The 10,754-nt window shown below is 61.0% G+C and carries 13 protein-coding genes; 11 read left to right on the forward strand and 2 right to left on the reverse strand.

The window, feature by feature from the left end:
* Positions 1 to 58 precede the first annotated feature (58 nt).
* From GOB87_RS05510 to GOB87_RS05545, 8 genes are read left to right on the forward strand one after another with little or no spacing between them, the layout of a single operon-like run.
* A complete protein-coding gene (locus tag GOB87_RS05510) occupies positions 59 to 559 on the forward strand; it encodes an SUF system Fe-S cluster assembly regulator (RefSeq protein WP_166313598.1) in 501 nt (166 codons plus the stop codon).
* A gap of 6 nt (positions 560 to 565) precedes the next feature.
* Positions 566 to 2,056 carry a Fe-S cluster assembly protein SufB gene (gene sufB, locus GOB87_RS05515; protein ID WP_166313600.1) on the forward strand — a complete coding sequence of 497 codons (1,491 nt, stop codon included), beginning with the start codon at positions 566 to 568 and terminating at the stop codon, positions 2,054 to 2,056.
* Between the two features lie 24 nt (positions 2,057 to 2,080).
* A complete protein-coding gene (gene sufC / locus GOB87_RS05520; RefSeq protein ID WP_166313602.1) occupies positions 2,081 to 2,851 on the forward strand; it encodes a Fe-S cluster assembly ATPase SufC in 771 nt (256 codons plus the stop codon).
* Positions 2,848 to 4,155: a Fe-S cluster assembly protein SufD gene (sufD, locus tag GOB87_RS05525; protein ID WP_166313604.1), complete on the forward strand. Its 1,308-nt coding sequence runs from the start codon at positions 2,848 to 2,850 to the stop codon at positions 4,153 to 4,155. Before sufC ends, sufD begins: the two co-directional genes overlap by 4 nt.
* Complete coding sequence (locus GOB87_RS05530) at positions 4,152 to 5,399, forward strand: aminotransferase class V-fold PLP-dependent enzyme (RefSeq protein ID WP_166313606.1); 1,248 nt, start codon at positions 4,152 to 4,154, stop codon at positions 5,397 to 5,399. Before sufD ends, GOB87_RS05530 begins: the two co-directional genes overlap by 4 nt.
* Before the next feature lie 9 nt (positions 5,400 to 5,408).
* Positions 5,409 to 5,846, forward strand: coding sequence for a Fe-S cluster assembly sulfur transfer protein SufU (gene sufU / locus GOB87_RS05535; protein ID WP_166313608.1), 438 nt, complete (start codon positions 5,409 to 5,411; stop codon positions 5,844 to 5,846).
* A complete protein-coding gene (locus GOB87_RS05540; protein WP_194303218.1) occupies positions 5,843 to 6,295 on the forward strand; it encodes an SUF system Fe-S cluster assembly protein in 453 nt (150 codons plus the stop codon). The genes sufU and GOB87_RS05540 overlap by 4 nt, the downstream gene beginning before the upstream one ends.
* A 16-nt stretch (positions 6,296 to 6,311) precedes the next feature.
* The gene (locus GOB87_RS05545) at positions 6,312 to 6,695 is read left to right on the forward strand and encodes a HesB/IscA family protein (protein ID WP_166313610.1); all 384 of its coding nucleotides are present in this window, start codon (positions 6,312 to 6,314) and stop codon (positions 6,693 to 6,695) included.
* 4 nt (positions 6,696 to 6,699) lie between these two features.
* Here the strand turns inward: GOB87_RS05545 and GOB87_RS05550 are convergent, their stop codons facing one another.
* Together GOB87_RS05550 and GOB87_RS05555 are read right to left on the reverse strand one after the other, a co-directional pair.
* A complete protein-coding gene (locus tag GOB87_RS05550; RefSeq protein WP_373320672.1) occupies positions 6,700 to 8,076 on the reverse strand; it encodes a DNA polymerase IV in 1,377 nt (458 codons plus the stop codon).
* Positions 7,980 to 8,909 carry an ROK family protein gene (locus tag GOB87_RS05555; protein WP_166313614.1) on the reverse strand — a complete coding sequence of 310 codons (930 nt, stop codon included), beginning with the start codon at positions 8,907 to 8,909 and terminating at the stop codon, positions 7,980 to 7,982. Before GOB87_RS05555 ends, GOB87_RS05550 begins: the two co-directional genes overlap by 97 nt.
* 136 nt (positions 8,910 to 9,045) lie before the next feature.
* Between GOB87_RS05555 and GOB87_RS05560 the strand changes: the two genes are divergently transcribed.
* The 3 genes from GOB87_RS05560 to GOB87_RS05570 all read left to right on the forward strand — a co-directional run bounded on the left by GOB87_RS05560 (position 9,046) and on the right by GOB87_RS05570 (position 10,614).
* Positions 9,046 to 9,288, forward strand: coding sequence for a sulfurtransferase TusA family protein (locus GOB87_RS05560; RefSeq protein WP_166313616.1), 243 nt, complete (start codon positions 9,046 to 9,048; stop codon positions 9,286 to 9,288).
* Positions 9,289 to 9,427: 139 nt separating this feature from the next.
* Entirely contained in the window at positions 9,428 to 9,658 is a 231-nt protein-coding gene (locus GOB87_RS05565) for an exodeoxyribonuclease VII small subunit (protein ID WP_166313618.1), read from the forward strand.
* Between the two features lie 8 nt (positions 9,659 to 9,666).
* Complete coding sequence (locus GOB87_RS05570) at positions 9,667 to 10,614, forward strand: polyprenyl synthetase family protein (RefSeq protein WP_166313620.1); 948 nt, start codon at positions 9,667 to 9,669, stop codon at positions 10,612 to 10,614.
* The last annotated feature ends 140 nt before the right edge of the window (positions 10,615 to 10,754 follow it).

A 10,754-nucleotide genomic window follows, 5' to 3' on the forward strand; every position in this document is an offset into this window, starting at 1 on the left:
AAACAGGACCTATGCGGTCCACAATAGGTCCAAAGGGCCGTCACACCGGATGGGAACCATGCTCAGGCTATCGAAATTGGCCGATTATGCCGTCCTCACCCTCGTGGAACTGGGGCGGCACGAAGATGTCGTGACGTCCTCAGCCATTGCGACGGGGACAGGCGTGCCGGAGCCGACCGTGGCGAAAGTGCTCAAAACACTCGCAGCCAATGGTCTGGTGGTGTCCCAGCGTGGCGCGCGCGGGGGGTACCGGCTGGCCATGCCGCAGCGGGATATTTCCATTGCGCGGGTGATTGCGGCTGTGGATGGACCGATTGCCCTGACCGCCTGTGTCAATGGCGGGGCCGGTTGCGACAATGGGGCGGACTGCGCGCTTTATGGGAGCTGGGAAGTGGTCAATGAGGCCATCCGAGCGGCTCTTGCGGGCATATCGATTGCCAGAATGGCGGAAATGAGCGCATCGGCACGACGGCCATGCGTGGGACCGGCATTGCCGGACGAGACCGCCGTGCGAGAAAAGAAGACAGCGACCGAGACGGTCGGGGCGTTGGGAGGATGATGGGTCATGCCAGCCGTTACTGAAACCCGTGAGCAGGTCGAAAAGCTCGGCCAGTCCTCCTATAAGTGGGGCTTCGAGACCGACATCGAGATGGACTTCGCGCCGAAAGGTCTGAACGAAGACATCATCCGTCTGATCTCGACGCGCAAGGAAGAGCCCGAGTGGATGCTCGAATGGCGCCTTGAGGCCTATCGTTCCTGGCTGAAGATGAAGGAGCCGACCTGGGCGCACGTGTCCTATCCGCCCATCGACTATCAGGACGCGCATTATTACGCCGCGCCGAAGAAGAAGGCGGGACCGAAGTCTCTCGACGAGGTGGACCCGGAACTGCTCCGCACATACGAGAAGCTTGGCATCCCCTTGCATGAGCAGGCGATGCTGGCCGGTGTGGAAGTCCCGGAAGGGGAGGAGGCGCGTCTTCCGGTTGCGGTCGATGCGGTGTTCGACAGTGTGTCGGTTGCCACGACCTTCCGCAAAACCCTCTCGGAAGCGGGTGTGATTTTCTGCCCGATCTCGGAAGCTATCCGTGATTATCCCGATCTCGTGCGTCAGTATCTCGGGAGCGTGGTGCCGGTGGCGGACAATTTCTTCGCGGCGCTGAACTCGGCTGTCTTTACAGACGGATCGTTCGTGTTCGTGCCCAAGGGCGTGCGCTGCCCGATGGAACTGTCCACCTATTTCCGTATCAATGCCCGCAACACGGGCCAGTTCGAGCGTACCCTGATCGTGGTGGAAGACGGTGCGTCCGTCTCCTATCTTGAGGGCTGCACCGCTCCGATGCGTGACGAGAACCAGCTTCATGCCGCCGTGGTTGAACTCGTGGCGATGGAAGACGCCAAGATCAAATACAGCACCGTTCAGAACTGGTATCCGGGCGATGAGAACGGGCGCGGCGGTATCTACAATTTCGTCACCAAGCGTGGCGCCTGTCGTGGGGCGCGCTCACGTATTTCATGGACGCAGGTGGAAACCGGGTCGGCGGTGACGTGGAAGTATCCGTCCTGCATTCTGCAGGGTGAAGGTTCGGTGGGCGAGTTCTACTCGGTGGCTGTGACCAACAACCATCAGCAGGCCGATACCGGCACCAAGATGATCCATCTGGGACGCAACACGCGCTCCACGATCATTGCCAAGACCATCAGCGCCGGAAAATCCGACAGCACCTATCGCGGGCAGGTGAAGATCATGCCCAAAGCGTCGGGTGCGCGGAACTTCACGCAGTGCGACAGTCTTCTGATCGGCGATCAGTGCGGGGCGCACACGGTGCCCTACATTGAGAACCGCAACATGACGGCGCGTGTGGAACATGAAGCCACGACCTCGAAGATTTCCGAGGACCAGATGTTTTATTGCCGCCAGCGCGGGTTGTCCGAAGAAGATGCGGTGGGATTGATCGTCAATGGCTTCTGCAAGGATGTGCTGAAGGAACTGCCGATGGAATTCGCTGTGGAGGCGCAAAAGCTTCTCCAGATCAGTCTTGAAGGCAGCGTTGGCTGAGTGTGCGGTCAGGGAGTGAAAGATATGAGTGAATTACTGAAGATTTCCGGCCTGCACGCCAGCATCGAGACGGAAGGCGGTCCGAAGGAAATCCTGCGTGGCGTCGATCTGGTGATCCCGCCGGGTGAGGTCCATGCCATCATGGGGCCGAATGGCTGCGGCAAGTCCACGCTGTCCTATGTGCTGGCGGGACGTGAGGACTACGAAGTCACTGCTGGAGAAGCTCTTTTCAAAGGGCGTGATCTTTTGGAGATGGAGCCGGAAGAACGGGCGGCGGCGGGCGTGTTTCTGGCTTTCCAGACACCGGTGGAACTTCCGGGTGTGAACAACGCGAATTTCCTGCGCACCGCCGTCAATGCCGTGCGCCGCGCGCGCGGCGAGGCGGAACTGGATGCGGTGGGCTTTCTCAAAGCCGTGCGTGCCGCGACGAAGAATCTCTCCATGTCGGATGATATGCTCAAGCGCAACGTCAATGTCGGGTTCTCCGGCGGTGAGAAGAAGCGCAACGAGGTGCTTCAGATGACCATGCTCAAGCCGACACTGGCCATTCTGGATGAAACCGACAGCGGACTGGACGTGGACGCTCTGAAGATCGTAGCGGAAGGTGTGCAGAACCTGCGCTCCCCGGATTTCTCTGCGCTGGTGATTACGCATCATCAGAAGCTGCTGGATTATCTCGGTCCTGACCGCGTGCATGTCATGGCCAAGGGACGCATCATCCGCAGTGGTGGGCCGGAACTGGCAAAGCAGATCAATGAGGAAGGCTACACTGCTTTTCTCAAGGAGGCGGCATGAACGCCATTACACCGATTTCGCGCGGACTTGCTCCGTTTGAAGGGCGTCTGACGGGCATTACGAACGATGTGCGCGCCGCCGCTGTGGGTGAGCTGGAACGTCTGGGACTGCCCACGCAGAAGGTGGAAGCGTGGCACTACACCAACCTGCGCGCGCTGTCCGGGCATGCTTTTGCCACGCCGGGAATGGTGGATGAGGGGAAAGTTACTGCGGCACTTGCTGCGTTGTTTGGCGACACGGAAGCGCTGGCAAAATTGCCGCGGCTTGTGCTGGTGAATGGACGCCTTTCCGCAGCCCATTCCACAACACGTCTTCCAGAAGGTGTGTCCTGCACATCCTTTGCCACAACGCAGGATTTCGGAACGCAGTCCGCACCGGACCGTGAGGCGATGGTGGCGCTCAACACGGCTCTTGCGGAAGATGGTGTGTGTCTGTCCGTCGGCGCAGGTGTGAAGGCGGGCGCTTTTCTGCTGATTTCCGTGGCGGGGGCCGGCAACGAGGATGCTTCGTTCCATCCCCGCCATGCTGTCGCACTTGGTGAAGGTGCTTCGCTGACGTTGTTCGAATTGGCTGTGTCCGTGGAAGATGCCGGTCCGGCCATGTATCTTCACAATCCAGTTCTGAGCTGTGACGTGGCGGAAGATGCGCATCTGACGCACGTGAAGGTGCAGGAAGAGGCAGAAAACGCCGTGCATCTGGCGACGGTTTACGCCGATGTCGAGCCGCGCGGTTCGTATGACAGTTTCACGCTGGGTCTTGGCGCAGTGCTGGCGCGGCACGAGGTTCACGCAGCCCTGCGGGGTAGTCACGCGAGTGTGCATGTGAATGGCGCGCAGATTCTAGGCGCACGGCAGGTGGGAGACATCACCAGCGTCATTCTTCACGGTGCGCCGGACGGGATCTCCCGTCAGACCGTGCGCAATGTGCTGATGGATCATGCGCGTGCCGTGTTTCAGGGCAAGGTGCTGGTCGAGCGCATTGCGCAGAAGACCGACGGGTATCAGATGAATCAGGCGCTTCTGCTTTCACCCAATGCCGAGATCGACGCCAAGCCTGAGCTGGAAATTTACGCGGATGATGTGAAGTGCAGTCACGGCGCGACGGTCGGCGCGTTGGATGAAGACCAGCTTTTCTATCTTCGTGCTCGCGGTATTCCTGACGATCAGGCGCGTCGTATGCTGGTCGAGGCGTTTCTCACGGAAACCGTGGAGCTTGTGCAGGACGAGGCTGTGCGGGCGTTCCTAATGCAGCGGGTGGAGCGGGCGCTGAAAGCGCGGGTCAGCGCGGGAGAAAAGGCAGCATGAACATGGCTCCTCACGACACACTGACCCGCGCCGATCTGTCGCATCTGCGGGCGCAGTTTCCGATCCTGTCCGAGAAAGTGCATGGCAAGCCGCTGGTGTTTCTCGACAGCGCGGCTTCGGCGCAGAAGCCGGATGTTGTGATCGACGCCATGAGTACGATGATGCGTACGCAGTATGCGAACATTCATCGTGGTCTGCACTGGATGAGTGAGCGGGCGACCGAGGCGTATGAAAGCGCACGCACGCGGGTGGGTGAGTTTCTTGGTGCCTCTTCCCGCGAAGAGATCGTGTTCACGCGCAACAGCACCGAAGCCATCAATTTGGTGGCGTATTCGTTTGGCTCTCTGCTGAAGCCGGGGCAGGCGGTGTTGATCTCCGAGATGGAGCATCACGCCAATCTTGTGCCGTGGCAGATGCTGCGTGATCGGGTGGGTATCGAACTGCGTGTGGCTCCGATCACGGATACGGGCGATCTGGATCTTGAGGCGTATGGTCGTCTGCTGTCGGACGGCAAGGTGGCGCTTGTGGCCATCACGCATATGTCCAACGTGCTGGGCACGGTGACGCCGGCGGAGCAGCTTGTCGCGATGGCGCATGACGCTGGCGCGAAAATCCTGCTTGATGGTAGCCAGGCGGTCGTGCATCGCAAGGTCAATGTCGCGGAACTCGGTGCGGATTTCTACACGTTTACGGGGCACAAACTCTATGGGCCCACGGGTATCGGGGTGCTGTGGGCGCGACGCGAACTGCTCGACGCCATGCCGCCGTTCCTCGGCGGAGGCGACATGATTTCGTCTGTCACGTTCGAAGCCTCCACATGGGCGCCGGTTCCCGCAAAGTTCGAGGCGGGTACACCGGCCATCGTGGAAGCGGTAGGGCTGGGCACGGCCATCGACTGGGTGGAAAATATCGGGTTTGAGGCCATTGGCGCGCATGAGGCAACGCTGACGGCGCACGCGTTGAAGGTTCTGCCGGACGTGCCCGGTCTGAACATTGTCGGACGTCCGAAGGAACGGGGCGGGGTGGTATCGTTCACGATGGACGATGTGCACCCGCACGACATTGCGACGCTGCTTGACCGCAATGGCATTGCGGTCCGCGCGGGTCATCACTGTGCCGAACCGCTGATGCGTCGGTTGGAGCTGACGGCCACGGCGCGCGCCAGTTTCGGCGTCTACACCACTCAGGCGGAGATCGATGTGCTGGCGCAGACGCTCACGCGTATCCGTTCGTTCTTCGTGTAAGGCGCTGCCATGCTGAACGTGGTGGATCTTTATGGTGAGCAGATCGTGCAGCGGGCGCGAAAGCCTTTGTTCGCAGGTGTGACGGAAAAAGCTACGGGAACGGCGCAGGGGAGCAATCCGATGTGCGGGGACCGGGTGAAACTCTCGCTCCGTGCGACCGATGCGTGCATTGCCGAGATCCGGCATCAGACACGCGGCTGCGCCATCTGTATGGCTTCGGCCGATCTGATGGCCCAGACCGTGGTCGGACAATCACCTGCGAAGGCTCTTGAACTGGCAGCAAGGTTTTCCAATATGCTGGAAAACGGCTCCACGGAAGAAGAGGCCCATGAAAGTGCGGTTCTGCCGCCAGCTCTTGAGGTCTTCCTGCCACTGAAATCACACCGTTCCCGCGTGCGGTGTGCCACACTGCCCTGGACGGCGCTGGGGGAGGCGCTCACGCAATGACGGAATCCGATACCATTCACACCGAGGCGGCCACTTCGGCAGAAACCCAGACGACGTCTGAGCCTGTCGCAACGGGGCCAGCGGATACGGCAACGCCGAAGGTGGCGCATTGGACGCCCGAGGGAGAAGTGGCGCCCACAACCGACGTCCCATCAGAGGATGCGGTGATCGAGGCGATCTCAACCGTGCATGATCCTGAGATTCCGGTGAATATTTATGAACTCGGCCTGATCTATGCGATCGAATTGCACGATGACGGACGGGTGAAAGTCGAAATGACGCTGACGGCTCCCAACTGTCCGAGCGCGCAGGAATTACCTGCTGCGGTGAAGGATGCTGTCGAGAAAATCCCCGGTGTCACGTCTGCGGATGTCGATGTGGTGTGGGATCCACCGTGGGATATGTCTCGCATGAGCGATGAAGCCCGTCTTGCTCTGAACATGTTCTGATCTGGAAGGACGGACAATGACCACGCAGCCAATCACCGAACAGACCGCCCCGCGTCCCGTGCGTGAACTGCCGCCTGTCATGACACTTTCGGAGGCTGCAGCATCCCGTCTGCGCACGCTTTATGCTGGCGCGAATGCGGGCCAGCTTCTGCGTATTTCCGTCTCGACCAAGGGGTGTTCCGGCCATGCCTACGATATGGCGTTTGTGCCTGAAGCGGGGGAAGCGGGCGATGAACGTGTAACGGACAAAGGTGTTACCGTTCTGATCGACCGCAGGGCGATCCTTTTTCTCATCGGCTCTCAGATGGATTACCGTACGAGCGATCTCGAATCCGGCTTTGTGTTCGAGAACCCGAACGAGAAAGGTCGGTGCGGCTGCGGTCAGAGCTTTCACGTCTGAAAGATTAGCTGTCCAGCGCGCGACCGCGTTTGATGGCATCGCGCCCAAAGCGGGAGCGCAGCGTGTCGATGGCTTTCTGCATCGCGACGCGATCGACGGATCGTGCGTCGGCCAGATCCTGTGGATCGGCGGCGTCCAGTGGCGCTACGCCGTTTGAGCCGATGCCGAGAAGCCGGAAAGCCTGTGTGCCGGTTTCGGGGCGTAGCAGTTCGCGCCCAGCCTGAAACAGTCGATCGGGCAGCACCGTGGGCGAATGCAGCCGTGCCGCGCGGGTGCGTGTCTGAAAATCTCCTGTACGCAGCTTGAGCGAGACGCCGGTGGCCGAGACCTCCTTACGGCGCAGGCGCATGGCCAACTGCTCGCACAGTTTCCACAGTTCGCGTTCCAGAATGACCGGATCGCGGATATCGCGCTCGAATGTGACTTCCGAACTGACGGATTTTACCGGGTGGTGGGGCGTAACACGGTGTCGGTCTTCGCCACGGGCACGGGCGAGCAACTCGGCTCCACGTGGCCCAAGGCGTCGCACGGCTTCGTCCAATGTCAGGGCGGCAATCGCGCCCAGCCGCGTCAGGCCGAGACGATGAAGGCTTTGTTCCTGTGCCTTGCCGATGCCGGGAAGAATGCGAACGGGCTTGTCGGCCAGCCATTCCCGCGCTTCCCGTCCGATGACGCCGAACCCGCGCGGCTTGTCCAGCCCGGCGGCCAGCTTGGCCATCAGGGGATTGGCCGCCAGCCCGATGGAAATGGTCACGCCCAGTTCCCGTTCAACCTTGAGCGCGAGTCGCGCGAGTACGACGCAGGCGGGCGCTCCATGAAGCTGGCGTGTGCCTGAGAGATCGAGCAGCGCTTCGTCGATCGAGCGGATTTCAACCAGTGGAGTGAGATCGCGCATCAGGGTGCGGATGTGTTCCGCCACCCTGCGATAAGCCGCCATATCTGGAGGAAGGATGATGGCGTCGGGGCACAGGGCTCGGGCCTGTCGCATGGGCATGGCCGAACGCGCCCCGCTCAGACGCGCGATGTAACAGGCTGTGCTGACGACGCCCCGGTCCCCGATACCGCCCACGAGAAGCGGTTTTCCCGCCAGTTCGGGACGGCGTTGCTTCTCCACGCTGGCGAAGAAAGCGTCGCAGTCCATGTGAGCGATGGTCAGCTGCGTGAGGTCAGGGTGGGAAACAAGTCGCCGGGAGCCGCAGACAGGACAGCGGCTGGGTGGAACTGGGGAATCTGGCCAGAACAGGTCCGGGCAGTCCCGGCACAGAATAGGGTGGGGGGCTTCGGTCAGCCGCGAATCTCCTCGGCAGTGTTCCAGAGCCATGCGGCTCCCCTGACTCCTGAACTGTCCCCGTGCTTGTGCACAAGCAGTTCCGTGCGGCATTCCGGCGTGATGATGTGCCGAGAGAGCAGGGGCGGCACCCGAGCGAGCGTTTTCTTGAGGTTGGAAACACCGCCACCGAACACGATGGCGTCCGGGTCAAGGAAGTTGATGAACAGGGCGCAGGCGCGAGCAAGGTGATCGACATAGCGGTCGAGTGCCTTCTGTGCACGCACGTCACCATTATCGGCAGCGTCCTCTATGCCATGGGCATTGCGCTCACCTTCGCCTTTCCATGATGCGGCCAGCGCCGGACCGCAGAGGAATCGCTCAAGACAGCCTTCATTGCCGCAGAAACAGCGCGGCAGTGGGAACTCGTCGGCACGGACCCACGGCAGGGGAATATGCCCGCATTCACCGGCAAGATGGTTGGGGCCGGGGACGAGGCGACCATCGACCACGATCCCGCCGCCCATACCGGACCCGATGATGATGCCCAGCACCACCGGACGTCCGGCTGCGGCTCCATCGGTGGCTTCCGACAACGCGAAGCAGTTGGCGTCGTTTTCAATGCGGATAAGCCGCTTGGTCACTTCGGGAAGGTCACGCGCGAAGGGCTTGCCGTTCAGCCATGTGGCATTGGCATTCTTCACCAGTCCATCGCTGGCATTGATCGAACCGGGAATACCCACTCCCAAGGGGGGGCGCTCACCCATGGAGCCGATACCCAGTTCTGCGACTGCCGAATCCGTCAGATCACGGATGGCGGCCATCATGGGCTCGTAGGCACCGGGATTGGGTGTGCGGCGGCGGAGGATGATATTGCCCGCGTGATCCAGCGCGGCGATCTCGATCTTTGTGGCGCCGAGGTCAATTCCAAGACGGATGATATTCATGTTAGCGGTGCATCCCCTGTCGTCACGCAGGGACACCTCAACCTCATCTGGACGAAACGCTCAAGATGTTAACGAATTTTCCGTTGCATGAGAGGGTGTCGTGGAAAGCAGGTAAACACGGGAAGGGAAGAGCGACGTGAGCGAGACAGTGCTTGATGTACGGGGGTTCAACTGCCCTCTTCCGGTGCTCAAGGCCAACCGTGCGTTGCGTGAGCTTGGTGCCGGAGACAGTCTGCGGGTGCTGGCGACGGATCGTGCGTCGGTTTCTGATTTTCGCTCGTTCTGCAAGGAGACCGGTCATGCTCTTGTCGCATTCGGGGAAGAAGGTGACGTTCTGTCTTTCGTGATCCGCAAGAAGGCGGACCCTGTGGAGGGCTGATGCCGCTGTGCCACGGCGCGGCGGAAAACTGGCGGTTTTCCTAATTCCGGAGCGTGTTCGCGCGTCTTGCGGACTTGGCAGGATGGGACACGCGGGGTAAGGGCAGCGGCTTGATGAGCGATGAGGAGGCCATTCTGACATGACAGGCGATATTGCTTCGCTGTCCTTTGAGGACGCCCTCACCGAACTTGAGCGGATCGTTCGCGGTCTTGAAGGTGGCCAACTCAAGCTCGAAGAGGCCATCGCATCGTATGAACGTGGTGCCGCCCTGCGCGCGCATTGCGAGAACAAGCTGCGCGAAGCGGAAGAGCGCGTGCAGGCCATTGTCCGGCGGGCTGACGGCACGCTGGAGACCAGGAACGTGGATTGAAGTTCGTCATGACCAACGTCGGCGCAAGCCAAAGCCCCGCCTCGTCCGAAAGCGTCTCCGACGCGCTGCGCGCCTCTCTTAAAACGCGGGCAGCCGCTGTGGAGAGCATGCTTGAGCGGCTGATTCCGCGTGTGGACGGACCCGAGGCACGCTTGATCGACGCTATGCGTTACGCGACACTGGGCGGTGGTAAACGTCTGCGTGGGTATCTCGTCGCGGAAGTGGCAAACCTGTTTGGTGGCGACGATACGCAGGCTGCAGAGCGCGCCTATCGTGCTGCGGCCTCTGTCGAGATGCTGCATGCCTATTCGCTGGTGCATGACGATCTTCCTGCCATGGACGATGACGATCTGCGCCGTGGCCAGCCTTCCACGCATCGCAAATTCGATGAGGCGACGGCCATTCTGGCGGGCGACGCCCTTCAGACCCGCGCTTTTGAAGTGCTGGCGGAGACCGCGACTCATCCTGACGCCGCCGTGCGTGTGGAGCTTGTGCTGGAATTGGCGCGGGCTTCCGGTGCGGCTGGTATGGTCGGTGGGCAGATGATCGACATGGAAGGCGAGGGACGGTCGCTTTCGCTTGAGGAAGTGAGCCATCTGCACGCGCTCAAGACGGGTTGCCTGATCCGCTATTCCGCTGAAGCGGGAGCGATTCTGGGTAAGGCGAGCGCGGATGAGCGCCGTCGGATCGTGGAATATGGCCGTGATATTGGCGCGGCGTTCCAGATTGCCGATGACGTGCTGGATGCCACGGCCAGCGAAGAAGAACTGGGCAAGACCGCCGGTAAGGATCTGGCGGCCGAGAAGTCGACCTTTGTGGCACTCCTTGGCATTGACGGCGCTCGGGATGCGGCGAATCAGCTTGCGCAACGCGCCTGCGATGTTCTGGACGTCTTTGGAAACAAGGCTGACCGACTGCGCGATCTGGCGCGTTACGTTGTCGAGCGCAGGAGCTGAGAGAAATGAGCGAGTCGTCAGCGACGTGCCCCACACGCGGCCGTTTTCCTGAGCTGGACCGGGTTGGCCTGCCTGTTGATCTGAGGAACCTGTCGATTGACCAGCTCAGGCAGGTGGCGGACGAGTTGCGGTCGGAGACG

The sequence above is a fragment of the Acetobacter estunensis genome (assembly GCF_011516945.1).
Taxonomy (GTDB): Bacteria; Pseudomonadota; Alphaproteobacteria; order Acetobacterales; family Acetobacteraceae; genus Acetobacter; species Acetobacter estunensis.

Bases quoted from the DNA above. Each gene is read 5' to 3' on its own strand.
- GOB87_RS05510 (WP_166313598.1), top strand. From the start codon at position 59: ATGCTCAGGCTATCGAAATTGGCCGATTATGCCGTCCTCACCCTCGTG.
- sufB (WP_166313600.1), top strand. From the start codon at position 566: ATGCCAGCCGTTACTGAAACCCGTGAGCAGGTCGAAAAGCTCGGCCAG.
- sufC (WP_166313602.1), top strand. From the start codon at position 2,081: ATGAGTGAATTACTGAAGATTTCCGGCCTGCACGCCAGCATCGAGACG.
- sufD (WP_166313604.1), top strand. From the start codon at position 2,848: ATGAACGCCATTACACCGATTTCGCGCGGACTTGCTCCGTTTGAAGGG.
- GOB87_RS05530 (WP_166313606.1), top strand. From the start codon at position 4,152: ATGAACATGGCTCCTCACGACACACTGACCCGCGCCGATCTGTCGCAT.
- sufU (WP_166313608.1), top strand. From the start codon at position 5,409: ATGCTGAACGTGGTGGATCTTTATGGTGAGCAGATCGTGCAGCGGGCG.
- GOB87_RS05540 (WP_194303218.1), top strand. From the start codon at position 5,843: ATGACGGAATCCGATACCATTCACACCGAGGCGGCCACTTCGGCAGAA.
- GOB87_RS05545 (WP_166313610.1), top strand. From the start codon at position 6,312: ATGACCACGCAGCCAATCACCGAACAGACCGCCCCGCGTCCCGTGCGT.
- GOB87_RS05550 (WP_373320672.1), bottom strand. From the start codon at position 8,076: ATGCCGCACGGAACTGCTTGTGCACAAGCACGGGGACAGTTCAGGAGT.
- GOB87_RS05555 (WP_166313614.1), bottom strand. From the start codon at position 8,909: ATGAATATCATCCGTCTTGGAATTGACCTCGGCGCCACAAAGATCGAG.
- GOB87_RS05565 (WP_166313618.1), top strand. From the start codon at position 9,428: ATGACAGGCGATATTGCTTCGCTGTCCTTTGAGGACGCCCTCACCGAA.
- GOB87_RS05570 (WP_166313620.1), top strand. From the start codon at position 9,667: ATGACCAACGTCGGCGCAAGCCAAAGCCCCGCCTCGTCCGAAAGCGTC.